Here is a 23,171-nt window from a genome sequence, read left to right on the forward strand (position 1 = left end):
TGCCGTCGTGCTCAGGAGCAGGTCGGCTCGCCGCTCTGTGCGGGGACGTTCACCCCGCTCCAGGCCGCCTTGACGACGTTGAACTCGACACAACCGTTGGGGAACAGCGTCCTGGCCGCCCGCAGCGTGGCCACGCGGGCCTTGGCATGCGTCCACGGCGCCGTCTTCATGTTCAGGCCGGTCATGAAGATCTGCCCGGCCTTACGGACGCCGACGCCGGTGATGGCCGCGCCGCCGTCGCACCGGCTGCTGGCCGGCTTCCCGCTCGGGTTGGTGCCCTCGGCCAGCAGGTAGAACCAGTGGTTCTGCGGCCCGGCCCCCGCGTGCACCTCGGTGCTCGGGATGGAGGAGCTGTAGCAGTTGGGGTGGCCCAGCGCCGACGGGTTGTACATGTTCCTGATCGCGCCGCGGCCCACCAGGTTGACCTCCTCGCCGACCAGGTAGTCGGGCGGGTCGAGGGTGCTGGGCTCGTTGACGTACGCCTCGGTCAGCGCGCCGAAGATGTCGCCCGTGGACTCGTTCAGCCCGCCGGCCTCGTTGCCGCTGCCGCCGCTGCCGCCGGAGAACTGGAAGATGCCGTGGCCGAACTCGTGCCCGACGACGTCCATCGAGGTGGCCTGCTGGGTGCCGGCGGAGTTACGGCCGAAGGAGGCGTACGAGCCGTTCCAGAAGGCGTTGGCCTGGTTCAGCCCGACCCTGGCGGGGTAGCCGCGGCCCGAGCCGTTGATGCCGTTGCGGCCGAGCCAGTCGCGCAGCATGTTCCACTCGCGCTGCTCGGCGAAGAGCGCGTCGACGCAGGCCGTCTCCAGGTTGGTGCCGCTGCCGTTGCCCCAGTTGTCGGTCGACTTGGTGTAGACCGAGCCGTTCTGTCCGCCGCACTGGACGCCGGTGCGCGTGGGGTCGCGCATCACGTACGCGGGAGAGGTGTCGATGGTGACCGTGCCGTTGTAGTAGCTGTCGCCGGTGCCGTCGACCACCTGGTCCCACTGGTCGATGACCTGGCCGTCACGCGCGTCCACGTACACGTGCACGATGCTGGAGCGGTCGTCGTTGGCGGCGACGACCTCCCATGCCAGGCGTGGGGTGGGCGTGGTGGCGTGCACCACGAGAACGGGGGTGCCGATCGAGGTGGCCTTGGGCGCCGCGGCGCGGGCCGTGTCCACCGCCGCCTGCGCGGCGATCTGCGGCTTGGTGTCCAGGGAGATCGTGGCCTGCTGGCCGGTGTCGATGGCGCTGACCGACTTACCGGACTTGTCGGTCGTCACGACCACCTCGCCGCCGAAGACGGGCAGTCCGGCGTAGGTGCGCGCGTACGTGAGGTGCTGGATGCCGTTGACGCCGGCGATGGCCGACGACAGGGAGAAGGTGTCCTGGTCGGTGGCTCGGAGCTGCGTCCGGTCGGCGGCGATGACGCTCTGCGCGCTCGCCACCGCGGCGCTGCGCTCCGCGGGTGAGGGCGGGTCGACCGCCTGGGCGTTCGCGCTGGTGAGGCCCGACGGTACGGTGACGGCCAGGGCTAACGCGAGGACGGTGGCAGTGCCCAACCTGAGCTTGGGGTTCACGCTCGTTGCTCCTCAGGGGGGTGGAGTGGACGAGCCCCAGCCGGCTGGGGTGCCCTCAGATTGGCATCGCACGCGACCCGGGTGATACCTCCCAATTTGCCCATAACGCTGTGGTATGGCAGGCCGCCACCTCCATCCGCGGCGACCCGGAGTACGCCGGCGTGGCCGCCGGGGAGCTGAACAGCGCCCGGCAGGTGCACGGGGCGTTCGGTGTCGCCCCGCGGACGTCGTGCACCGGGCAGGCGTCAGGGCGGGGACATGGCGTGTGCCCCATGTGCCCAGGACACCGGGCGGCCGAAGCTTCAGGTGTTCGAAGAGCCGGAAGCGCCGGCTCGAAAGCCCCGAGAAAGGGAATCGCTCATGAAGCGCATGCTCGCCGCCGCAGGGTTCGTGTTCGTTCTGGCCGGCTTCGCCCAGGCCGCCGCCGCGGAGACCACCACGGCCCACCAGCAGGGCGCCGTCGTCACGGCCGCGGCACCCGCCGACCTGCCGGTGCACCGGGGCAAGTTCTGGTTCCACAGCGACTGCATCACGGCCGGTCAGCAGGGAGTCGACCGCGGGCACTGGTCGCAGTACCAGTGCGCGGAAGGCTGGATGTGGAACCTGTGGACCGACCGCTGACGGGCCGGATGACGGCGGCCGGATGACGGCGGCGGGCTCGGGAGGTCCTGCCTCCTCCGGTCATCCCGAGCCCAGCCCGGCGTCCCGCGCCCGTACGATGGCCGCCGCCCGATCGGGCACCCGCAGCTTGGCGAAGATCGAGCCGACGTGGTTGCGCACGGTCTTGTCCGTGACGAACAGCCGCTGGGCGATCTGCCGGTAGCCGAGCCCCTGGGCCAGCAGGTCGAGGATCTCGCGTTCCCGGGCGGTCAGGGTCGGAAAGGCCTCCTTGGCGGGGGCCGCGGTGAAGGCGGCGAACAGCCGGGTCAGCCGTTCGGCCATGTGCGGGCTGAACACCGCTCCGCCCCGGCAGACCGTACGCAGGGCCAGCAGGATCTCCTCACGTACCGCGCCCTTGAGGAGATAGCCGCGGGCCCCCGCGCGGATCGCCGCCAGCAGGTTGTCGTCGTCCTCGGACATGGTCATGACCAGGACCCGGATGCCGGGATGGGCGCGCAGCAGGTCGCGCGTGGCCTCGATGCCCGACTGCCCCGGCAGGTTGAGGTCCATGACGACAAGGTCGGGGGCGGTGCGGGCGGCCTCGGCCAGGGCCTCCTCGCCGGTGGCCGCCTGCGCCACCACCTCGAACTCGGCGTCCAGGCCGACCGCGGCGGCCAGCCCCTCCCTGAACAGGGGATGATCGTCGACCAGCAGCACCCGCCAGACGCGTGGCCCGGTCTCACTCATGGGGGTCTCCGAGGGTGGTGGGAAGGGTGGCGGTCACGGTGGTGCCGCCGGGGGCGGTGTCGATCGTGGCCGCGCCGCCGATCTCCTCGGCGCGTTCGGCGATCGACGACAGGCCGGTGCCGGGCAGGGCGCCGGCGTCGAAGCCGGTGCCGTCGTCGGTGACGGTGACCGTGAGCGCGCCGGGGCGCGCGGTGAACGTCACCTCGACCCCGCGCGCCCTGGCATGGCGTACGGCGTTGGTGACGGCCTCGGCGGTGATGCGGTACGCGGCGGTCTCCACCGCCGGGGGCAGGGCGGGCAGCGGGGTGGCCGGGTCGGTCACCGTGACGCGTACGGCGTCGGTGGTGAGGCGGTGCGCCAGGATCCGGGTCGCGTCGAGCAGCCCCCGGTCGACCAGGGTGGCGGGGGTCAGCCCGGCCGTGATCCTGCGCACCTCGGCCAGTGCCTCGCCCAGGACCTCGACGGCCTCGCGCAGGTGGGCGTCGGCGGCGGACGGCAGGCCGCACGCCTGCGCGACGCCCAGCCGGAGCCGGACCGCGGCGAGCTGGGGGCCGAGGCCGTCGTGGATCTCGCGGCGCAGCCGCCTGCGTTCCTCCTCGCGGGCCAGCACGAGGCGTTCGCGGGCGGCCCGCGCGTCCTCGGCCAGCCGCAGCGCGGCCAGCGCCGGGCTGGCCTGGTCGGCCAGCAGCGACAGGAGCTCGGTGTCACGTTCGGCGGGCGTGCTCGCGCCGTCGCGGGCCACCTCCAGGCGGCCCACCACCTGCCCGTGGTGGCGCAGCGGGAAGACCTGCCCCGGCCCGCTCACCGGCGAGCCGGCGGCGGCCAGCACCCGCTGGCCCGCCCGGGTCTCGACGCCGATCCGCGCCCCGGACAGGCCCAGGTCCTCCACGACGCTGCGGCAGATCTGCTCGGGCACCGAGCCGGGGTGCGGGGCCTGCTGGAGGCGTACCGCCAGCGCGCGTACGGCCTCGTGCGGGCGGGCGCGCGGTCCGTAGAAGGCCCGCTCGATCGCCAGGACGGCGTGCCGCACGACCGGCCGGGCGGCCCAGCCCGCCACCAGCGCGCAGCAGGCCGCGATCACGGTCGCCGCGGTGCGCGTGGCGGGGAAGGCCGCCCACGCCCCAGTGGCGGCGCACGTCGCGGCGATGACCAGCACGGCCAGCACGAACGCGCGGGCCATGCGATGGCTGGTGACCCGCTCCAGCCGCCACATGCCGCCCCGGGAGGCGGCCAGGCAGATCATGGCCCCCCACAGCGCGACACCGGCCGCCCGCGCCACCACCGTCCAGGTCTCTCCCCACAGGTCGGACAGCAGCAGGCACACGTAGAGCGGGTACGCCGTCGCGATCAGCCCCCGGACCCCGCGCCCCTCACCAGCGGGCGCCCGCCACGCGCCGCGCGCCAGATCGGCCGTCATCGCCACGGTCACGGCCAGAGTCACCCAGTCGAGGAGGGCGTGGCTGTCGTGCAGCAGATCGGCGGCCCACTCCCCCGTCGCCGTCTCCAGCCACGGGCTGGCGAACCCGGGCAGGCCCGGGGTGCCGAGGGTCCAGATCACCGCGTACTGGACGCTTGCGGCGGCCGCCACCAGCACCACCATCCGCCGCCAGCGGCGCGAGGCCGAGCCGGGCAGCAGGCACAGCGGGAACAGCAGCACGGTCAACGGCTGGCAGACGGCCCCGGCCGCGCCCAGCAGGAGCGCGGCGGCCGCCACGGGAGCCGCCGGGCCGCGCAGGTGCGCGAGCACGTCGGACACGGCCGGCAGCACGATCCACGCTCCCCCGGCGGCCAGCACGAGCCGGCCCCTGCGGAAGGCGTACCGGTCGGCCAGCAGCAGCACGGCGACCACGCACACCGGCAGCCCTACCACCAGCCGGGTCACCTCGGCGGTCACCCGGGCCGGGCCGGGCGGCGACGGCCCGGCCCGCCCCCAGTCGGGGAGCGTCACCGCGAACCTCGCCACCAGGACGGCCAGCAACAGCGCCGAGGCCATCCCGGCCAGGTGCGCGCCGCGGGTGTGCCACCGGGGGGCGGTGGCGAGCTCCGGCGTCAGTCCACCCAAAGGTCCCACGTGCCGAGCTGGATGCGGATGGTCTTCACGCAGGTGGGGTTGGTCCAGTGCCGCTTCCGCACACCCTCGCGGCCGGCCGCCTGGCATCCGGACTCGGAGTGGTAGGAGGCGATGTAGCGCTTGGCGTCGGGCCCGTCGTCGTCGGCGGCCGCGGCCCCGGCGGGAGCCAGCGCGGCGCCGGCGATCGCCAGGCAGGTGAGCAGTACGGAAGAGATGCGCATGGGGAGCTCCAGAGCAGGGACGATCGCGAACTGTATCCGCTCAGTTGCTCATCGTAGCGGAGCGATCTCCTGCCGACGCAAAGGCTTTCCTCCTTCAGTCGGCCGGCGAGCATGGTGGACGTCGGGCACGCTGCAGCGGCGGCGCGAGGCGCCTCGGCTCCCCCGGCCTCGCGTACGGGTCCCGATCTCGCGCTCGGTCAGGGTCGAGGCGACAGGGACGTGCAGGGTTTCAGGGACCGTACAGGGGTGATGCCCGATGGGCGGTGACAGACCCGTTCCGGCACGCTGATGATCACGCGTGATCACGGCAGAACGTGATCCTGTCCAGCGGACTGGCCCGGCGGCGGCCCGACCCTTCACGGGTGCGGGAGTTGCTGCACCGGGTTGGGCTGGCCGGGCGGGAGGGGCATCGCCCGGCGCAGTTGTCCGGTGGCCGGCAGCAGCGGGTGGCGATCGCCCGTGCCCTGTCTGGCAGGCCGGAGGCGCTGTTGGGCTTCGCCGTTTGGTTCGCGGCGGTGCTCCTGGCCGTGATGTCGGGGGGCGGCAGCGGTCTGGTGGTCGCCGGCGCCGGGAGGCGCAGCACTCCGACATGGGACGTTCAAGTGATCTCACTGGTGGGGGCGGAGGTGAACCGTGGCCCCCGCCAAGGGCGCGGCCACGGTGGCGCGATCGCGGTGAAGCCTCAAGGGGTGCGGGCCGCTCTGGCGGCCTGCTCGATCTTCGCGCAGTAGGCTGCGCGGGCTTCCTCGTCGATCTGCTCCTCGTATTCGGCGCGCAATCCGGTCCGGCCGTCGAGGCCCTCGCGCAGGATGTCGGCGTGTCCCGCATGGCGGGTGGACTCGCAGAGGACATGAACCATGATGGCGAACAGGTTCGTGTGCCAGGCCGGCGTCGACTCCGGCCACCACGGCACGCGGCCGGGGGCGTCGAGGGGAAGCTCGTTGATCGTCGCGTCCGAGTGTTCCCACGTGCGCCGGTAGAACCCGATGATCTGCTCACGGGTCTCGTCCTCGGTCGCCCACAGATCGCTGCCGTCGGAGTCCTGCCACCGGGGCAGCGGTTCGGGGGAAGGGCGGCCGAAGACCTCGCCGAAGTACCTGGCCTCACAGGTGGCCATGTGTTTGACCAGGCCGAGGAGGTTGGTCCCGGTCGCTGTCAAAGGGCGGCGGACGTCGTATTCGGACAAGCCGTCGAGTTTCCAGAGCAGCGCCTTGCGGTCCCGCCGCAGTCTTTCGTGCAAGTTGTCCTTCGCGAAGTCGTCGATCATGGGTCCGATTCTGTCAGGCTGCGCCGGTGGCCTCAGGTCGTGAGCCGCCTGGCGTCGGCTCCGCCGGCTGTCGCTCACAGCCACGCTGCTCGCCGAGGTCCTCGCAGCGATCTCGCAGACCGCTCGCCGCACTCGTGCTGACCCGGCACCCAGGCCACGGTCCGGAGCTGCCACTACCAGCGCAGATCCGGACGTGATCGCGGGTGTCACCGGAGTACTAGCCTGTCCGGCAGGGCGGCTGCTTGGGGGGGCCGGGCCCCGGCGAGTTGAGGGAGACGATGTCGGCGACGCGACTGCTGGTCCTTGGCGTGGTGCGGCTGCACGGTCAGGCACACGGTTACCTGGTGAGCTCCGAACTGGAGTCGTGGGAGGCCGGGCAATGGGCTGGCCTCAGGTCGGGCTCGATCTACCACGCGCTGCGCCAGCTGGCCAAGGAAGGTCTGCTGGACACCAGCGAGGTGTACGAATGGCCGGGCCGCGTCGATTACGCCATCAACGAGAAGGGCGAGGAGACGTTCCTCAGGCTGCTCAGAAGCGCCCTGAGGGTCCCCGATCGGCGTCCGGAGCTGCTCAGCGCGGCCCTCGTGCTGCTTCCCGCGCTGCCCGTGGCGGAGGTGATCGAGCTGCTCAAGGAGCGGGTGGAAGCCCTGGACGGCGAGCGGGAGCAGCTCGTGGCCACGGCCCGGGAGGGAAGGCGGCCGAGGAGCGTCGCAGAGCTGTTCGACCTGCGTGCGGCACAGGCGGCGGGTGAGGCGGCGTGGGTCCGTAACCTGATCGGGCGGCTGGAACGCGGCGAGGAGCCAGTCTGAGCGGTTTGACGGTGAGGACGTGGATAAGCCATAGTTCGATACCCAAATTTGGGTAGCCAAATTTGGGTACGCCTTCTTAAGGAGTTCCATGCGCAGCACGACAACGGCGAACGCCTCCCCCGCCTGCCGGCGCGAGTGGGCCGACCGCCGCGTGGACGGGACGGCGCGATGAGCCAGGAGCCCATCGACAGCCCCACCGGGTGGGTGGCCAGGCACATCAAGAGCTACACCGAGTCCGGCGGCCAGCGCGGTCACCTCTTCCACGGGGCGCCCACGCTGCTGATCACCACGATCGGCCGCCGCTCGGGACTGCCCCGGCGTACCGCCCTCATCTACGGCCGCGACGGCGACCGCTACCTCGTGGTCGCCTCCAACGGCGGTGCCGACGGCCATCCGCTCTGGTTGCACAATCTGCTCGCCCAGCCACAGGTCAGCGTGCAGGTCGGGGCCGAGGTGTTCGACGCGGTGGCCCGCCCGGCGACCGAGGACGAACGGCTTCGCCTGTGGGAGACGATGACCGGGATATGGCCGCACTACGCCGCCTACCAGCGCAAGACGTCGAGACAGATCCCGATCGTGATCATTGAGCGGGTGGCGACGCCGGACCCCGGCTGACGTCGCGGCGGCGTTCCGTCATGGGACGGTGATCCCGGCCGGTCAGGAGCCCGGTCCCGCACGGTGCGGCGCGTGCCGGCCGTGCGGGTCGATCCTTTCCAGGCCGGCAGCCGTGGACGCCTGGTCTCCGCGCTGCCCGCGGGGCTCGGCCGCGCCTTCCTCCGCCTCACGACCAAGAGCGGACGCCTGTGCAACTCCATGTCGGTCGACGACCACCCGGTGGCGCCGATCGGCGGCGCTAGTTCGGATTTTGAGTCGCTTCAGTCGCTGTCCGCGCCATCGCCGGCGGCAGGACCGGCGACGCGGCCCGCCGGTAGTCGCCGGGAGTGAGGCCGTACTCCCGTTTGAACGCCAGGTGGAACCCGACCTCGGACCGGTAGCCGACGCGCCGCGCGACGGCGTGGTGCGGCAGCGCGGTCCCGGCGAGGAGCCGGGCGGCCTCCTGCAGCCGCCGCGCGGTCAGGTGCCGCATCGGCGCCACGCCGACCAGCTCGCGGAACGCCGCCGCGAACGCCGAGCGCGACATCCCGGCCTCGGCGGCGAGCCGGTCCAACGTCCACGGCTCGGCGAACCTGCGGTGCACCGCCAGCAGCGCGGGCCCCACGGACGGATGGCGCAGCGCCCGCAGGATCGGCTCGCCGTCCGCCAGAGCGCCCAGCGCCGCCCGCAGCGCCAGCACGAAGGCCAGCTCGAAGGCGCGCAGCGCCACCAGCGTCTGGCCCGGCGCGCTCTGGTCCCACTCCCGCGCCAGACCGTTCAGCGTGCCTGCCAGCAGCGGCTGTCGCCGCAGCGCGGCCCGCTCCAGCACGAGCACCGGTGGCAACGCCCGGTACAGGGGCGCGGCCGCGGCGGGGTCGTAGTGCAGGCCGCCGCACAACATCGTGGTCGCCGCGCCGGGCCCGTCGATGCGCACCGTCCGCACGCCGCCCGGCGGCCGGGCGGGCAGCAGGCTCGCCAGCGGCACGGTGGCGCGGCCGGGAACGTCGGCGAGCCGGTGGGCGCTGCCGTGCGGGAACACCACGAGGTCGCCGGCCGCCAGCCGGACCGGGGCGTGGCCGGGCAGCTCGACCGTGCACGTTCCCGCCTGCACGTAGTGGAGCAGGGCGCAGTCCTCCGCCTCTCCGGCGACGCCCCAGGGCGAGCGGGCCGTCCAGCGGCTGTGGAAGACGCCCTCCAGCCGCAGCGGGGCGAGGAGTTCGCTCAGCAGGTCGTCGTCTTCCACGGACGTTCCTTAAAGGCTTGAGGACTTTCCTTTATGGATCGTACGCGTCGTGGCTGGGAGGTTGAGGGCATGACGGTTCTGGTGTTCGGCGCGGGTGGCGCCCAGGGCGGGGCGGTGGCCCGGCGGCTCGTGGAGGAGGGGCTGGCGGTGCGGGGCGTGTCCCGTACCGGGGCGGTTCCGGAGGGGGTGGAGCCCGTCAGGGCCGACCTGGGGGATCGCGGGCGGCTGCGGGAGGCGTTCGCCGGGGTCACGCACGTGTCGATGGCGCTGCCGCTGGAGTACGACCCCGACCGGGTGGCGGCGTACACGCGCAACGTGCTGGCGGAGGCGGCGGCCGCCGGGGTGGCGCGGCTGGTGTTCAACCCGGGCAACCGGCTGCCGCGAGCCGGCACCGGCGCGGCGGCGTTCGACACGCGGCGGGCCGCGGCACGGGCGGTGCTGGACTCGCCCGTGCCGGCGGTGGTGCTCTGCCCGCCGATCTACCTGGAGAACCTGGCGGCGCCCTGGGTGCGGCGGGGGCTGACCGGCGAGGGCGTCCTGCGCTATCCCCTGCCGGCGAGCGTGCCGGTGGCCTGGCTCAGCCACGCCGACCTGGCCGCCGCCACGCTGGCCGCGCTCACCGGCGACGACCTGGCGGGCGCCACGCTGGATCTCGGCGGGGAGCCGATGACCGGTCCGGAGCTGGCGACCGCGTTCGGGGCACGGTACGAGGCGATGGACGTGGACGCGTTCGTGGCGGGCGCGGCCGCGGCGCTCGGGCCTGACGTGGCCGAGGGGGTGGCCGCGACGTACCGGTGGGTCGCCGGGCCGGGACGGGAGCTGTACGCCGCTCCGTCCGGGGGCGCGAAGCGGCTCGGCATCGAGGTGACCTCGCCGGCCGACTGGGCGGCCCGCCAGGCGTGGAGCCGGCAGCGGTGACGGGGACGGACCGGGACCTCACGGACGCGGTGCGCGCCGAGGTCGTACGGCATCACCAGGTGATCGAGCAGTGGCTGGCCGGGAAAGCGCCGCGGGCGGCCTTCGACCGGTTCTCCGCCGCGCACGCGCCCGGTTTCACGATGGTGGCCCCGGACGGGCGGCTGCTGTCGCGCGGCGACGTGCTCGCCGAGGTGGAGGCGGCCTACGGGGGCCGGCCGGACGCCCGGATCGAGATCAGGGCCGTCGCCGTGGTGACCACGGCCCCCGGCCTGGTCGTGGCCCGCTACGAGGAATGGCAGGACGACGAGGGGCGGCTGGCCACCGTCGTCCTCCAGGACGGGCCGGCCGGATGGCGATGGCTGCACCTGCACGAGACCCGGCGCGGCGGCAGCGGGGCCCGGACCTGACGGTCAGGCGCTCGCGGCGGCCCGCCAGCGGGCCAGGATCCTCAGGTCGTCGGCGTCGCCGTGCCAGGCGGCCTCTTCGGGCATCGCGTACGGCAGCCAGAGCTCGTAGTCGGGGGCGTCGGGCGGGATGTCGCGGGTCCCGTCGACAATGGTGCCGTCGGCCAGCACGGTCGACTCGGGGATGCGCAGGACGCCGCCGGCCAGCATGACAGCGGTCATGAGCTGCGCCCCTTCCGTCTCATCAGTCACCTGTCCTTCCCAGAATAGCGCGCCTGACTCTCCGGGGAAGGAGACAATTCCGCTCAGCCGATCCCGTACCGGCCAGAAAACCATAAGTAGGCGTGCCGGGCCGCGTCCTCGTCGCCGAACAGATCGATCAGCCGTCTCGCCCGCCTTACCAGGACGCAGGCGAAGGCCTCGGCGTAGAGCTCGGCGGCGTCCTGCCGGTAGGGCGGCGCCAGGTGCGGCGCGCGCAGCGCGTGCAGCCGCGACCAGAACACGCCGCGCGACGCCATGCCGTCCAGGTGGTCCGTGGCGTGCCCCAGCTCGTGCCCCGCGACGCTGACCGACGGGGACGGCACGCTGCCGACGCCGACCCGCCGCCGTACGGGGTCGTAGACGCCCGCGCTGCGCTCCCAATCCCCTTGCTGCACCGGCAGCGGGACGCCGCGAAGCGCCTCGAACCCCGGCAGATCCGGCACGGCTCCGGGCCCCACCACGATGCCTCCGTCCAGGTGCGCGGCCAGGCGGGTGCCCAGGGCCCGCGGCACCGCGGACAGCGTCATGATGGCGAGCAGCACCTCGGCGGGCGGGAACGCGCCGGCCTCCCACGCCCGGGTCAGCCGATCCTCGAGCGCTCCCACGTGCAGCCAGCCCGGCCGTCCCCTGCTCTGGCTGGCCACTCGTCCCCCCGCGTCGATGATCACGACGACTCTATCGGCAGCGGTGGCGCCGCGCATCCGCGGCCGCGACGCCGAGCGGCGGCGGAAACTCGTACGGAAGGGTCGGCGGCGACCGGGCAATCAGTAGTGTCCGACATCCCCGGCGAGAGAGACCGATGCATGACCACGTTCCTCGATGGAGCGGTCGCCGATCCCGAGCGATTCTCCGCCCTCTTCGATGCCCACTACGAGGAGATCCGCGGCTACATCAGCCGCCGCCTCGACCTCGACATCGCCGAGGACCTCGCCGCCGAGACCTTCCTGATCGCCTTCCGCGGGCGTGACGGCTTCGACGCCGCCAAAGGCGGCGTCAGACCTTGGCTGTACGGCATCGCCACCAAGCTCATCGGCCGGCACCGGCGTGCCGAGCTGCGGCGATACCGGGCGCTGGCCAGGTCGGGGCCGCCTCCCGACGAGGACGGCCACGACCAGCGGGTGGTGGATCGGGTCGCGGCGCGGGTGACCGTACAGCAGCTCTCGGCCGCGCTGGCCGGGCTGTCGCGCGGTGAGCGCGACGTGGTGCTGCTCGTCGCCTACGGCGAGCTGACCTACGACGAGGTCGCGGCGGCGCTCGGCATCGCCTACGGCACCGTCGCCTCCCGGCTCAGCCGGGCCAGAACGAAGCTTCGTGACACGTTGGGAGTTGAGGTGTGATGAGGGAATTCCAGCTCATCGACAAGGTGATGCCGCAGGCGCCGCCCGCCGACCACGCCACGCTGACGGCCGCCCGCGCCCGGATGCTGGGCGCCGCGCGGCGGCGGCACCGGCCGGTCTGGCACAAGGTGGTGCTCGCGACCGTGGCCGTCAGCGCGGTGATGGCCGGAGGCTACGTGGCGATGCCGCTCCTGGACCGGACGGGCGTCCAGACGGCCGCGTCGCCGGAGGCGGACGCGGACGCGGTGCTCGCCGCGGCGGCCGACCGGCTGGCCGCCCAGCCCCCGGGGACCGGGGCGTGGTGGCGGCGGGACATGGTGCAGGTGAAGCGGGTGAAGACCGCGACCTACACCGTCGAGCAACGGGTCAGCGACGTGCTGTGGGCGAGCAGGAAACACGGGTATCGCACCCAGCGCGGACCTGTCGCCGCCGAACCGCTCACGCCCGCCGACGAGCAGGCGTGGAAGGACGCCGGCTCGCCCGACCTGTGCGACGGCTGCCAGTTGGGAAAGACGTACTTCACCCCGCTGAGGCTGACATCCAAGCCCGTGTCGGAACTGCCCACAGCACCCGAGGCGCTCAAGGCCGAGATGCTGCGGGCCAACGACAAGGAGGCCCCGGAGGCGTGGCTGTGGGGGGCGGGCAAATGGCTGCTTCTCGACGTCGAGAGCACCCCTGCCACCAGGGCCGCGCTCTACCGGGTGCTCGCCGGCCTGCCGGGCGTACGGGTCGAGAACGACGTCACCGACCTCGACGGCCGGACCGGGGTCGCGCTGATCTACGGCGAGGCGCCCGCCCGTCAGCGCATCATCGTCGATCGGGACAGCGGAAACCTGCTCGCCGTGGAGGACGTCGAGGGGGAGGCGGCGTACGTGATCAAGCGCCTGGGCTGGACCGACGACCCGGCGCCGAAGGAGTCGACGTTCTCATGACCCGCTGAGCGCTCGGCCTCGTAGCGGGGATGCTCTCGCGGCACGGCGTTCAGCCGGGCCAGCGCGGTGACCGGCCCAGGGTGGCGACGATCTGGTCCAGGCGGGACTCTCCCTCCCAGGCGAGCGCCGGCGCGAAGGCCGTTCCGGGAGCGTGGCGGGTCTCGCCGTCGGGAACGGCCCGGGCCACGTCCAGGGCGACCTCCAGCAGGTCCGGCGGGAACTCGACGTCAAGGCCCAGCGCCTTGGCGAGGTCCCACGAGTGGACGACGTAGTCGATGAAGTGGAAGCCGACGGCCTGCCTGCCGGGGAAGGCGAACCCGGTGGCGATCTCGGGCAGGGGGAAGCTCCGCTCCAGCACGCCGTCGGCGGCGAAGGCCGCCAGGACCTGGTCGGCCGCGTCGCGGTAGCTCGCCACGACGTCGTCGCCCAGAGAGCGCAACCGCCACTGGGCGATGTCCCCGTCGCCCCTGGCCGCCGCGGCGAACCCGTGATGCTGGGTGGCCATGTGCGCGAGCAGGCCGTACACGGTCCAGCCGAGGCAGGGCGTCGGCCGGGACAGGTCCGCGGGTCGTACGCGGGAGGCCAGCTCGACGCTGGCCCGCACGGCCTGTGCGTCGAGGGCGACGATGTCGACCTTCTCATTAGTAAGCATCTGCATATGATCTACGACTGCTTATTATCTGTCAACGGGTAGTATGACCGCGTGACGAGTCGCCGCGACCTGGCCGCGATGCTGCAGCCCCTCCTGCAGTCGCTCATCGCGGCCGAGCTCCCGGTGCTGGCGGAGCACGGCCTGTCCATGTGGGGCTACATCGTGCTCGGCGCCCTGGACGACGGCGCCGTACGCACCCAGGCCGCCCTGGCCGAGACGATCGGCGCCGACAAGACCCGCATCATCACCACCCTCGACAGACTGCAGGCGGACGGGCTCATCACCCGCGAACCGGACCCGCGCGACCGCCGCGCCCGCATCCTCGCGATCACCGACGAGGGCCGCGCGAGGCGCCGGGCGGTACGCGCCGAGATCCAGGCCAACGAGGAGCGCCTGCTCGCCCGCCTGCCCGAGGCCGACCGGCAGGGCTTCCTGCGCGCCCTCCAGACGCTCTCCCTGCTGCCCCGCGCCGAGATCGTCGGCGGACCCGTTGCCGAGGAGCGGGTGGAGTGACCATCGCGCTCCTGCGGGTGCGTTACGAACTTCCAGGTGCTTACTTCCTATTGGAAAGCAGGCATCCGTAGGGTCGTCGTCGAATCCTGAAAGTGGGACGACGAGGAGGCTTCATGCGCGCAGTTGTCATCCGTACGCTCGGCGGCCCGGAGGTTCTCGAGATCGCCGACGTGCCGGTGCCGGTCGCGGGAGAGGGACAGGTCCGGATCCGGGTCGAGGCCGCGACGGTCAACCCGGTCGATCTGGCGACCCGGTCCGGCGCGCTCACCGAGGCGGGCCTGCTGCCGGCGCGGGACATGATCGGCATCGGATGGGACGTCGCCGGAACCGTCGAGGAGACGGGCCCAGGGGTGACCGGCCTCCGGCACGGTGACCGGGTGATCGGCCTGTCCGACCGGCTGGACGTCCCGCTCGGCGCTCAGGCCGAACACGTCGTCCTCGACGCGGACGCGGTCGCCGCCGCGCCGGCGGGCGTCTCATCCGTACAAGCCGCCACACTCCCCCTGAACGGCCTCACCGCCGCCCAGGCGCTCGACGGGCTCGACCTGGATGACGGGCAGACGCTGCTGGTGACCGGGGCGGCCGGCGCCGTCGGCGGCTTCGCGGTCCAGCTGGCCGCAGCGCGCGGGCTCCGGGTGATCGCGGTCGCCGGTGCCGATGACGAACCGCTCGTCCGCAGGCTGGGGGCCGAGCTGTTCGTGCCGCGTACGGCGCGGCTGGGCGAGGCGGTCCGTCGCCTCGTCCCGGGCGGAGCGCACGCGGCGCTGGACGCCGCCGTGGCCGGGGTGGCCGCCCTCGACGCGGTCCGGTCGGGGGGAGCGTTCGCCGCGCTGGTGGCGGGAGGGGCGCCGCTTCCGCTGCGCGGCATCCGGGTCTTCCATCACTGGATCCGCGCCGACGGCGCCCTCCTCTCCAGGCTCGCCGCCCTGGTCGAAGCGGGTTCCCTCACCCTGCGCGTGGCTGAGAGCATGCCGCTCGACCAGGTCGCCGCCGCCCACCGGCGCCTCGCCGAAGGCGGTCTCCGTGGCCGCCTCGTCCTCACTCCTTGAAGCAGGCGGCGCGGGCGCGCCCGCTCCGGTCAGGCGGGCTCCGCCTGCCAGATCCTGCTGTGCAGGTCGGCGCCCCGGATGACCTGGACGCGCCATGGGGTCAGCCGCAGGACGTGCAGCCGGGGATCCTCGGGGCTGCTCCAGAAGTTGCCCAGCTCGTACCCTGCTCCGGGCGGGCTGCCCTCGCGGTAGAGGTTCCACACCCGGCGCACGACCGCCGGGTCGCTCACCCATTCGGCCACGGTGTCCAGGCTCACGGCGTTCTGGCGGGGGCTCCAGTAGGAGAACGTGGTGTGCGGGTTGTGGGCCAGGTGTGCCGTCTTCACCGGGGTCCGGTAGGTGGCCAGCCAGCCGAGAGGGCGGCCGTCGACCACTTCCCAGATCGGTATCAGGACGCGCGCCCGCGGGCGTCCCTTGGCGTCCACCGTGGTCATGGTGGCGTACACGATGTCGCCGATGTAGGCGGCGAACTGCTTCTCGATCTCGTCGAACGACGTCACCTTGTCTGCCATGAGGCACTCCGATCGGGGGTCAGGCCGAGGCCGGGACGGATTCGATGGTGGCCGGCGAGTCTCCGGCACGGCGGCGGGCCCCGAAGGCGGTGATCACGGCGGCGGTGATCGCGGCCACGACCGGGACGACGAGGGCGAGCTGGAGGGAATCGAGCTTCGCCGCCCGCGTGGTGGCCTCGCCGAGCGCCGCGACGCTCACGGCCGTCACCGCCGACAGACCGAGCGCCGTGCCGAACTGCAGGGCGGTGTAGAGCAGCCCGCTCGCCAGGCCGTGCTCGTGCTCCTCGACGCCCTCCGTCGCCGCCATCGTCAGCGGGCCGTAGGCCAGGGAGAACGCGACGCCGAGCAGGAGCATGGTCGGCAGCATGGCCGCGTAGGTCCAGTCCATCCCGATCGGCAGGAAGAGCGCGTAGCCCAGGGCGGCGGCCACCAGCCCGCCGAGCAGCACGCGTACGTTGCCGAACCGGTTGACCAGCCGCGGGGTGAGCGTCGGCGCGAGGATCGTGTCCATGCCGATCACCAGCATGGCCAGGCCGGTCTGCAGGCTGCTCCAGCCGCGGACCTCCTGCAGGTAGAGGGTGGCCACGAACTGGAAGCCGGCGAACGAAGCGAGAAAGAGCAGCGCTCCCAGGTTGGCCCGTACCAGCGGGCCCGAGCGCAGGATGCCCAGCCGCACCAGGGGGTTGGCCGTACGCCGTTCGATCAGTACGAACAGCGCCAGCAGGGCGAAGCCACCGGCGAACACCCCGAGCGTGACCGCCAGGTCGTCGCCGGGGCGCTCCAGCCGGACCACCCCGTAGACCAGCAGCAGCATCGCGCCGGTGATGCTGAGGGCGCCGGCCAGGTCGAAGCCGCCCTGCCCGCGCTCGGGCGTCGGGCTCTCCTTGAGCAGGGCCAGCGCCGCGAGGAGGATCGCCGCCGCCAGGATGACCGGCGCGAAGAACACCCATCGCCATCCGATCGCGGTCAGCAGCCCGCCGATGACCAGGCCGAGGGAGAAGCCGCCGGCGGCTGTCCCTGCGTACACGCCGAGCGCCTGCGTCCGCTGGGGCCCTTCGGGGTAGTTGACGGTGATCAGCGAGAGCCCGGCGGGAGCCATGAACGCGGCCGCCACCCCGGTCACGAACCGGGCGACCAGCAGCATCCACCCTTCCGTCGCGAAACCCCCCAGGCCGGAGAAGACCAGGAACACGGTCAGCCAGAACAAGAACATCCTGCGGCGGCCCAGCAGGTCGGCCGCCCGGCCGCCGAGCAGCATGAATCCGCCGTAACCGAGCACGTAGGCGCTGACCACGCCGCTGAGCGTGCCGGTCGACAGGCCGAGGTCGGCCCGGATCGCCGGCAGCGCGACGTTCAGCATCGCCACGTCGATCCCCTCCAGGAAGACGGCCCCGGCGAGGACGAAGAGCACGCCCCAGGCGCGCGCGTCCATACGGCCGCTCGGTGTGGATCTCGATCTGGATATGGACATGATGCGCCCCTTATGAGTTCTGGGAGTAAGCCATCCGGCAGACGCCTGCGGCAACGGACCGGCCATGGTTCCCGGAAGGCCTGCCGGTTCCTTCTTGTAACCAGCAGAATCGTCGAGCATCATCAGATGTCATGGAAGATGGCACTTCTAAGTCCCTCGGTTACTGCGGTGATACCGACGGCGACTACGACGTTCTCCAGTGGGACACGCGCGAGGACTGCGAGGTCCGGCAGATACTCGACCGCGTCGCGGACAAATGGTCACTGCTGGTCATCGCCCTGCTCGACCAGCGCTCCCTGCGCTTCTCCGAGCTTCGCCGCAGGATCGACGGCGTCAGCCAGCGCATGCTCACCCGCACGCTGCGGCACTTGGAGCGCGACGGGCTGGTGAGCAGGACCGTGCACCCGACCGTCCCGCCGCGTGTCGACTACGAGCTGACCGCGCTGGGCACGACGTTGCACGCCACCATCCGCGCGCTGGTCACCTGGACGGAGACCCACCAGAACGAGATCGCCGCGGCGCGCACCGCCTACGACGCCCGCGTGCTGGCCGAGCAGTCGGCGGCCGAGGCGCAGGCCGCCGAACGGGACGAGATCGCCCGCAACGTTCTGTCGGGCAGCCGTTGACAGCTCGGTGCGCCTTGAGAGCGACTCGAGCGACCGGCCGCGCCGATTCGGCCAAGAGCTACGGAGGGTGAGTCGAGGAGGGCAGGTATACGTGCCGCCCTCGGTCGCTGCCGTCGGGGAGGCAGAGGTTCGCTCGGCTGAGACGCTCGTCGGTCACTGCGCGCTGCTGCTGCTCAGGGGCCTTTCCGGAACACTCCAGCGACCGAAGCGACTGAAGGTTGCACTCTGTGACGCAGATCGACGCGGAACGAAACGCAGGCCATGAATTCCCTCCCCCCGGTCGCTTCAGTCGCTCGCCGACTCGACCGGGCGTCCTGAGCAGCGTGAACGCCAGCGACTCAGGGTGCCTGCGCGCCGGCTCCGTCCGTCGCTCCGGCTCTGTGTCCGAAGCTCACCGCGCGGGACGTCGCCGCCAGGCCGAAGGCGGCAGGACGTGCGGGTGACGATGGCGAGCGTTCCAAAGCGGGCTGACCGCGCGAACGAGGACTTCACCTGCGCCGGACCGACGGCAGCGGTGCTCATCGACGGCGCCGGCATCCCCGGCGCCGAATCGATCTGCCGGCACGGCGTGGCCTGGTACGCCAGTCGCCTGGGAAGCAGCCTCCTCGGCCTTCTGTCACTCGTGCAGGACAGCAGCCTTCCGGCGCTGCTCGCCGAGGCCATCGATCAGGTGACCGACGGTCACCGTGACACCTGCGACGTGGCCGACCCCATCAGCCCGTCGGCGACCGTAGCCGTCCTGCGCCTGTCCGGCGGCCTCCTCGAGTACCTGGTGCTGGGTGACTCGGTCGTCGTGCTCGACCGAGCGGATGATGATCCGTTCGTCGTGTCCGACCCCCGTGAGGTGATCATCAGCCGGTCGTACCAGCCCGCGATCGAGGCCGCCGCCGAGGGCGGTGACGAGTACCACCGGCTCCTGCGGGACCTGCGCGCCCACCGCAACCAGCCGGGCGGCTTCTGGCTGGCCAAGGACGACCCGCGGGCGGCGGACGAGGCGATCATCGGAAGCCGCCCGGTCTCCGGGCTGATCGGCGCCGTTCTGCTCAGCAACGGAGCCAGCCGCATCGTGGACCGGTTCCAGCTCGCCGACTGGCCGCACGTCATGGCCATGCTGGCGTCGAGCGGACCCGCCGAGATCATCCGTCGTGTCCGGCAGGCGGAAGCGCGCCGCGCGGTGGCGGCGGACGATGCGACAGTCACCTACTGCACTGACCTGGACGAGGTCTGAACGCGTCCCATGAAGGATTTCCGCCTGGCGCGGCAATGACGGGTGAACCCCTACGCCAGGAAGGCCCGCATGAACGAGTCCGAGATCTTCGTCCCACTGTCCAGGAACAGCCGCCCCGCGCCCCCGGGACGGCGGGCGAGGGGTTGACGGGCGTCCGGGCAAGAGCCGGAGATCGCCTGGACCGCGATGTCGTTCGCCTCCCCGTTGTTCCTGTGGTTCTTCATGCCGGCCACGCTGCTGGCCCTCTGGGCGCTGCCGCGCCGCTGCCGCAACGCGGTCGTCGCCGCGGCCAGCATGGTCTTCTACGCCTGGGGCGCCGGGCCGCACACCCTGCTGCTGCTGTCGGCCATCGTCGTCAACTACGGGGCCGGCCTGGCGCTGGACTCGGCGCGGCTGCGGGATCGGCCCCGGGCCCGCCGCAAGGTGCTCCTGGCGGCCGTCGGGTGGAATGTCGCGATGCTCGCGGTGTGGAAGTACGCCGGTTTCGCCACCGAGCAGCTCGACGCCCTGACGGACGCGCTGGGTCTGGGCCACAGCCCGATCGTGACCCTGGCGCTGCCGATCGGGATCTCGTTCTTCACCTTCCACCACCTGTCGTACGTGGTGGACGTCTACCGCGGCAGCACGCCGGCCCAGCGAAGCCCCGTCCGGTTCATCACCTACATCGCGATGTTTCCGCAGCTCGTAGCGGGACCGATCGTCCGCTACCACGAGATCGCCGAGCAACTGGGCGACACCCGCAGGGACCGCCTCGGCGACCTGGCCGCCGGCTTTCCCCGCTTCGCCCTGGGCCTGGCCAAGAAGGTGATCGTCGCCGACTCGCTCGCCGCCGTCGCGGACGCGGCGTTCGCGCAGGCCGGCGGGCCGGTCAACACGCCGACGGCGTGGCTGGGGGCGACGGCCTTCGCCCTGCAGATCTACTTCGACTTCTCCGGCTACTCCGACATGGCCGTCGGTCTGGGCCTGATGTTCGGGTTCCGGCTGCCGGAGAACTTCGACCGGCCGTACTCGGCGTACTCCGTCACCGACTTCTGGCGGCGCTGGCACATGTCGCTGTCGCGCTGGTTCCGTGACTACGTCTACATCCCGCTCGGCGGCAACCGGGGCGGCGCGCCGAGGACCTACCGCAACCTCCTGATCATCTTCGTGCTCTGCGGCTTCTGGCACGGCGCCGACTGGACCTTCCTGGTGTGGGGCCTCTACCACGGCGGCCTGCTGGTGGCCGAACGGCTGCTCGGCTGGGACCGTCCGCCGGGCACCGTGTGGACCCTGGCCCTGCGCCGCGCCGCGACCCTCCTGCTGGTCGTCGTCGGGTGGGTGTTCTTCCGCGCGAAGAGCATGAGCGAGGCGTGGAGCATGCTGCGGGCGATGTTCACCTGGCGGCCGGGCGAGCTCGACGAGTTCGTCGCCTGGGCCGCCGGCGACCAGCGGACGGCGGTCTTCGCGCTGGCGCTGGCCGTGGTGGCGCTGCCGGCCTCGCGGGCGCTCGGCCCGCTCATCCAGACGGGCCGCGGGCCGGTGGTGCGGGTGGCGCGCGCCGCGGTGACGTGGGTGGGCGCCCCTTACGCGGCGATGCTGGTCGCCGCCGGCACGTTCAGCCCTTTCCTGTACTACCAGTTCTGATGAGGACACCGATGACCCTCGTACGGACCGGATCGGCGCGGCGGGCGATGACGACGCTCGCGGCCGCGCTGTTCTTCTGCGGGCCCGCGCTCGCCTTCGCGGCGGGCGCGCGGGCGGTGGAGATGGAGAACCGCAGGCTGCCGGAGTTCCCGGCGCTGTCGCGCGGCTGGAGCGTCATACCGGACGTGGAGGCCTGGGCGTCGGCTCACCTGCCGTTGCGGCAGTACGCCGTCCGCGCCAACGCCACCCTGTCGGAGCTGCTGTTCGACGAGGCGCCGTCGTACGACACGGGGGGCACCCCCGGCTATCCCCGGGTGATCGAGGGGCGGGACGGCTGGCTCTACTTCGGTGACGACGTGACCGAGGCGTGCCGGCCGCGCCAGTCCGTCGCCGAGACCCTGGAGCGGGTACGCCGCCTGGCCGAGATCGTACGAAGATCGGGAAGGCGGTTCCTGTTCACCGTGGCTCCCGACAAGACCACGGTCAGCCCGGACCGGTTGCCGGACCGCTTCCCCGGTCAGGCCTGCCTCCGCGAGCGCAAGCAGGAGTTCTGGACCGCGCTCCGGGCCGCCGGCCTGCCCGGCTTCGTCGATCTCCGGGACCGGCTGGAGCGGGCGCAGCGCGAGTCCGGCACGCCGGCGTACTGGCGGACCGACAGCCACTGGACCGAGCACTCCGCCGGCCTGTACGGCCTGGAACTGGCAGGCGCACTCCAGCCCGGCCTGTCCCGCGACACCCGGCTGGTGAAGACCGGGCAGGCGCCACGGAACGGCGACCTGGGCGGGCTGCTGGGGATACCCGTCGAGGAGAGCATCAACCGGTGGCGGCTGGTCCGCGACGGCGTGCGGCAGGTCCGGCGGGACGATCGCGAACTGCCCGTGTCGTTCCGTGTCGTCAACCAGTCGGACCAGGCGCCGCTGCACAGGCCCCGGACGCTGCTGATCGGCGACTCGTTCACGCGCAACTCGCTGCCCTGGGTGGTGCCGTACTTCGCCGACCTCACCTACCTGCGCAGCGACGCGCCCGCCAGGACGGGGCCGGACGATCTCGTGGAGAAGGTCGTCCGGAGTGAGACGGTGGTGTTCGAGATCGTGGAGCGGTATCTCGTCGGCGGGCACGCCGAGATGCTGGACGACGCCGTGCTCGCCGCCCTCGACGAAGCGCTCTGAACGCTCGCGCTTCCTGGCGTGACGCCCTTCCTCACGGCCGTGATCGTCGTCACCGTGAAGAATCTCGGCCTGACGCGGCAATAGCTGGTGACCGCCGCATAAGCCAGGAAAGGTCGGCATGCATGACAATCCCTCGCGAAGCTGTCGAGGTCGACGACGCGATCCTCATCGAGAGATCGCTGAACGAGCCCGAGATCTTCGCCACGCTGTTCGACCGGCACGCTCCGCTCCTGCATCGCTACGTGACCAGGCGGCTCGGGCCCAGCGAGGCGGAGGACGTCGTGGCCGACACCTTTCTGGCCGCCTTCCAGCAGCGCGGCGGCTATGACCGCCGTCGCTCCGATGCCCGGCCGTGGCTGTACGGCATCGCCTCCAACCTGATCGGCCGCCGGCGTCGCGCCGAGATGAGCCTCTACCGCGCCTACGTCCGCAGCGGCGTGCACCCGGCGGAGCGCTCCGGCTTCCAGGTCGAGGACGGGGTCAACACCCTGGCCGTCAACCGGCCGCTGGCGCTCGCCCTGATGGACCTCAGCCCGGCCGACCGCGACGTGCTGCTGCTCGTCGCCTGGGCCGAACTGAGCTACCAGGAGGTGGCCGACGCGCTGGCCATCCCGCCGGGGACGGTCGCCTCGCGCCTCAACCGGGCCCGTCTCCGGATCCGTCAAGCCCTGAGCCGACAAGGAGATTGACCATGGACGAGATGGACGAGCTGAAGGCCATGTGGCAGGCCGTCCCCCCGGCCTCGCCGGACGAACTCGCCGGAGCGCGGCAGCGGCTGCTCCGCCGGGCGCGGCCCCGGCGACGGGTCGTCACCGGCCCGCGGCTGCTGGTCGCGGCCGCTGTCGCGGCGGGACTCGTCGTCACACCGTTGATCAGCGGCATCGGGACCTCCGCCTACGCGGTGGCCGAAAGCCCGGACGGCACGGTCATGGTCACCGTCAACGAGCTGCGCGATCCCTCCGGACTGGAGGCCAGGCTCGCGGAGGCGGGCGTCAAGGCCGACGTGACCTTCCTGGCCCCGGCCATGCGGTGCGCGGCCCCTCGGTTCGTCAGCGAGGACCAGACCTACGGCGGGGCCCCGGTCGCGAACGCGAGCGAGCTGCGTTCACTCGTGGAGAGGTCGCGCTCGTCCAAGGTCGTCCAGGTGAAGTCCGTCCGGACGATTCGGATCGTCCCGCAGTACATCGAGCCGGGCGAGACGCTCGTGGTGGAGTTCCGTGACAACCGGAGCTCGTACATACCCTGGCTGCTCGCCACGTCGCTGGCACCGGCGGGCACCACGGTGAAGCCGTGCGCGCCCGTCAAGGACCCTCACTGAGCACCCGGCCCGCGTGCCGGGTGCGCGTGACGGTCGCCCGAGCC

At 72.3% G+C, this 23,171-nt stretch carries 28 protein-coding genes; 16 read left to right on the forward strand and 12 right to left on the reverse strand.

All coding sequences use genetic code 11. The features are described 5' to 3' along the window. Positions 1–11: 11 nt before the first annotated feature. The gene (locus ABD292_RS14420) at positions 12–1,562 is read right to left on the reverse strand and encodes a M4 family metallopeptidase (protein ID WP_344207685.1); all 1,551 of its coding nucleotides are present in this window, start codon (positions 1,560–1,562) and stop codon (positions 12–14) included. Between the two features lie 360 nt (positions 1,563–1,922). Between ABD292_RS14420 and ABD292_RS14425 the strand changes: the two genes are divergently transcribed. Then, positions 1,923–2,183, forward strand: a complete 261-nt coding sequence (locus tag ABD292_RS14425; protein WP_344207686.1) for a hypothetical protein — start codon at positions 1,923–1,925, stop codon at positions 2,181–2,183. Between the two features lie 60 nt (positions 2,184–2,243). On the opposite strand, the gene ABD292_RS14430 is transcribed toward ABD292_RS14425, so the two are convergent. Genes ABD292_RS14430 through ABD292_RS14440 form a run of 3 tightly spaced genes read right to left on the reverse strand, consistent with a single transcriptional unit; the run spans position 2,244 to position 5,201 of the window. Next, positions 2,244–2,909, reverse strand: a complete 666-nt coding sequence (locus ABD292_RS14430; protein WP_344207687.1) for a response regulator — start codon at positions 2,907–2,909, stop codon at positions 2,244–2,246. Then, positions 2,902–4,971: a sensor histidine kinase gene (locus ABD292_RS14435; protein WP_344207688.1), complete on the reverse strand. Its 2,070-nt coding sequence runs from the start codon at positions 4,969–4,971 to the stop codon at positions 2,902–2,904. Before ABD292_RS14435 ends, ABD292_RS14430 begins: the two co-directional genes overlap by 8 nt. Continuing rightward, entirely contained in the window at positions 4,959–5,201 is a 243-nt protein-coding gene (locus tag ABD292_RS14440) for a hypothetical protein (RefSeq protein WP_344207689.1), read from the reverse strand. The genes ABD292_RS14435 and ABD292_RS14440 overlap by 13 nt, the downstream gene beginning before the upstream one ends. Before the next feature lie 314 nt (positions 5,202–5,515). On the opposite strand from ABD292_RS14440, the gene ABD292_RS14445 reads away from it, so the two are divergent. Continuing rightward, positions 5,516–5,932 (forward strand): ATP-binding cassette domain-containing protein, encoded by a 417-nt coding sequence (locus ABD292_RS14445; protein WP_425565089.1) that lies wholly within the window; start codon positions 5,516–5,518, stop codon positions 5,930–5,932. Here the strand turns inward: ABD292_RS14445 and ABD292_RS14450 are convergent. Then, positions 5,884–6,468, reverse strand: coding sequence for a DinB family protein (locus ABD292_RS14450; RefSeq protein ID WP_344207691.1), 585 nt, complete (start codon positions 6,466–6,468; stop codon positions 5,884–5,886). The genes ABD292_RS14445 and ABD292_RS14450 overlap by 49 nt on opposite strands. 278 nt (positions 6,469–6,746) lie before the next feature. Between ABD292_RS14450 and ABD292_RS14455 the strand changes: the two genes are divergently transcribed. Further along, positions 6,747–7,277, forward strand: a complete 531-nt coding sequence (locus ABD292_RS14455; protein ID WP_344207693.1) for a PadR family transcriptional regulator — start codon at positions 6,747–6,749, stop codon at positions 7,275–7,277. 168 nt (positions 7,278–7,445) lie between these two features. Further along, entirely contained in the window at positions 7,446–7,892 is a 447-nt protein-coding gene (locus ABD292_RS14460; RefSeq protein ID WP_344207694.1) for a nitroreductase family deazaflavin-dependent oxidoreductase, read from the forward strand. 238 nt (positions 7,893–8,130) lie between these two features. Here the strand turns inward: ABD292_RS14460 and ABD292_RS14465 are convergent, their stop codons facing one another. Next, on the reverse strand, positions 8,131–9,114 hold the full coding sequence (locus ABD292_RS14465; protein ID WP_344207695.1) for an AraC family transcriptional regulator: 984 nt from the start codon (positions 9,112–9,114) through the stop codon (positions 8,131–8,133). A 69-nt stretch (positions 9,115–9,183) separates the two neighbouring features. Between ABD292_RS14465 and ABD292_RS14470 the strand changes: the two genes are divergently transcribed. Both ABD292_RS14470 and ABD292_RS14475 read left to right on the forward strand, forming a co-directional pair. Continuing rightward, positions 9,184–10,032: an SDR family oxidoreductase gene (locus ABD292_RS14470; protein ID WP_344207696.1), complete on the forward strand. Its 849-nt coding sequence runs from the start codon at positions 9,184–9,186 to the stop codon at positions 10,030–10,032. Beyond that, positions 10,029–10,439, forward strand: coding sequence for a DUF4440 domain-containing protein (locus tag ABD292_RS14475; protein WP_344207697.1), 411 nt, complete (start codon positions 10,029–10,031; stop codon positions 10,437–10,439). The genes ABD292_RS14470 and ABD292_RS14475 overlap by 4 nt, the downstream gene beginning before the upstream one ends. A gap of 3 nt (positions 10,440–10,442) precedes the next feature. On the opposite strand, the gene ABD292_RS14480 is transcribed toward ABD292_RS14475, so the two are convergent. Next, entirely contained in the window at positions 10,443–10,658 is a 216-nt protein-coding gene (locus ABD292_RS14480; RefSeq protein WP_344207698.1) for a hypothetical protein, read from the reverse strand. 83 nt (positions 10,659–10,741) lie between these two features. Further along, the gene (locus ABD292_RS14485; RefSeq protein WP_344207699.1) at positions 10,742–11,365 is read right to left on the reverse strand and encodes a hypothetical protein; all 624 of its coding nucleotides are present in this window, start codon (positions 11,363–11,365) and stop codon (positions 10,742–10,744) included. A gap of 135 nt (positions 11,366–11,500) precedes the next feature. On the opposite strand from ABD292_RS14485, the gene ABD292_RS14490 reads away from it, so the two are divergent. Both ABD292_RS14490 and ABD292_RS14495 read left to right on the forward strand, forming a co-directional pair. Then, the gene (locus ABD292_RS14490; protein ID WP_344207700.1) at positions 11,501–12,034 is read left to right on the forward strand and encodes an RNA polymerase sigma factor; all 534 of its coding nucleotides are present in this window, start codon (positions 11,501–11,503) and stop codon (positions 12,032–12,034) included. Then, a complete protein-coding gene (locus tag ABD292_RS14495) occupies positions 12,034–12,966 on the forward strand; it encodes a CU044_5270 family protein (protein WP_344207701.1) in 933 nt (310 codons plus the stop codon). Before ABD292_RS14490 ends, ABD292_RS14495 begins: the two co-directional genes overlap by 1 nt. Positions 12,967–13,015: 49 nt before the next feature. Here the strand turns inward: ABD292_RS14495 and ABD292_RS14500 are convergent, their stop codons facing one another. Further along, positions 13,016–13,618, reverse strand: a complete 603-nt coding sequence (locus ABD292_RS14500) for a TIGR03086 family metal-binding protein (protein ID WP_344207702.1) — start codon at positions 13,616–13,618, stop codon at positions 13,016–13,018. A gap of 51 nt (positions 13,619–13,669) precedes the next feature. Here ABD292_RS14500 and ABD292_RS14505 point away from each other — a divergent pair, with 51 nt between their 5' ends. Then, a complete protein-coding gene (locus ABD292_RS14505) occupies positions 13,670–14,131 on the forward strand; it encodes a MarR family winged helix-turn-helix transcriptional regulator (protein ID WP_344207703.1) in 462 nt (153 codons plus the stop codon). Positions 14,132–14,244: 113 nt separating this feature from the next. Next, positions 14,245–15,180, forward strand: coding sequence for an NADP-dependent oxidoreductase (locus tag ABD292_RS14510; RefSeq protein WP_344207704.1), 936 nt, complete (start codon positions 14,245–14,247; stop codon positions 15,178–15,180). A gap of 29 nt (positions 15,181–15,209) precedes the next feature. Here the strand turns inward: ABD292_RS14510 and ABD292_RS14515 are convergent, their stop codons facing one another. Next, positions 15,210–15,692 carry a pyridoxamine 5'-phosphate oxidase family protein gene (locus ABD292_RS14515; RefSeq protein ID WP_344207705.1) on the reverse strand — a complete coding sequence of 161 codons (483 nt, stop codon included), beginning with the start codon at positions 15,690–15,692 and terminating at the stop codon, positions 15,210–15,212. 19 nt (positions 15,693–15,711) lie between these two features. Further along, complete coding sequence (locus tag ABD292_RS14520; RefSeq protein ID WP_344207706.1) at positions 15,712–17,124, reverse strand: MFS transporter; 1,413 nt, start codon at positions 17,122–17,124, stop codon at positions 15,712–15,714. A gap of 170 nt (positions 17,125–17,294) precedes the next feature. On the opposite strand from ABD292_RS14520, the gene ABD292_RS14525 reads away from it, so the two are divergent. After that, on the forward strand, positions 17,295–17,789 hold the full coding sequence (locus ABD292_RS14525) for a winged helix-turn-helix transcriptional regulator (RefSeq protein WP_344207707.1): 495 nt from the start codon (positions 17,295–17,297) through the stop codon (positions 17,787–17,789). 433 nt (positions 17,790–18,222) lie between these two features. Beyond that, positions 18,223–19,017 carry an integrase gene (locus tag ABD292_RS14530; RefSeq protein WP_344207708.1) on the forward strand — a complete coding sequence of 265 codons (795 nt, stop codon included), beginning with the start codon at positions 18,223–18,225 and terminating at the stop codon, positions 19,015–19,017. A gap of 50 nt (positions 19,018–19,067) precedes the next feature. Here ABD292_RS14530 and ABD292_RS14535 read toward each other — a convergent pair whose 3' ends face one another. Then, positions 19,068–19,241 carry a hypothetical protein gene (locus tag ABD292_RS14535; protein ID WP_344207709.1) on the reverse strand — a complete coding sequence of 58 codons (174 nt, stop codon included), beginning with the start codon at positions 19,239–19,241 and terminating at the stop codon, positions 19,068–19,070. On the opposite strand from ABD292_RS14535, the gene ABD292_RS14540 reads away from it, so the two are divergent. From ABD292_RS14540 to ABD292_RS14555, 4 genes are all read left to right on the forward strand, one after another. Next, positions 19,240–20,640, forward strand: a complete 1,401-nt coding sequence (locus ABD292_RS14540) for an MBOAT family O-acyltransferase (RefSeq protein WP_344207710.1) — start codon at positions 19,240–19,242, stop codon at positions 20,638–20,640. The genes ABD292_RS14535 and ABD292_RS14540 overlap by 2 nt on opposite strands. A gap of 11 nt (positions 20,641–20,651) precedes the next feature. Beyond that, positions 20,652–21,809: an alginate O-acetyltransferase AlgX-related protein gene (locus ABD292_RS14545; protein ID WP_344207711.1), complete on the forward strand. Its 1,158-nt coding sequence runs from the start codon at positions 20,652–20,654 to the stop codon at positions 21,807–21,809. 122 nt (positions 21,810–21,931) lie between these two features. Further along, positions 21,932–22,498 carry an RNA polymerase sigma factor gene (locus tag ABD292_RS14550; protein WP_344207712.1) on the forward strand — a complete coding sequence of 189 codons (567 nt, stop codon included), beginning with the start codon at positions 21,932–21,934 and terminating at the stop codon, positions 22,496–22,498. Between the two features lie 2 nt (positions 22,499–22,500). Continuing rightward, entirely contained in the window at positions 22,501–23,127 is a 627-nt protein-coding gene (locus ABD292_RS14555; RefSeq protein WP_344207713.1) for a hypothetical protein, read from the forward strand. The last annotated feature ends 44 nt before the right edge of the window (positions 23,128–23,171 follow it).

This window comes from Nonomuraea bangladeshensis (assembly GCF_039529455.1).
GTDB lineage: Bacteria > Actinomycetota > Actinomycetes > Streptosporangiales > Streptosporangiaceae > Nonomuraea > Nonomuraea bangladeshensis.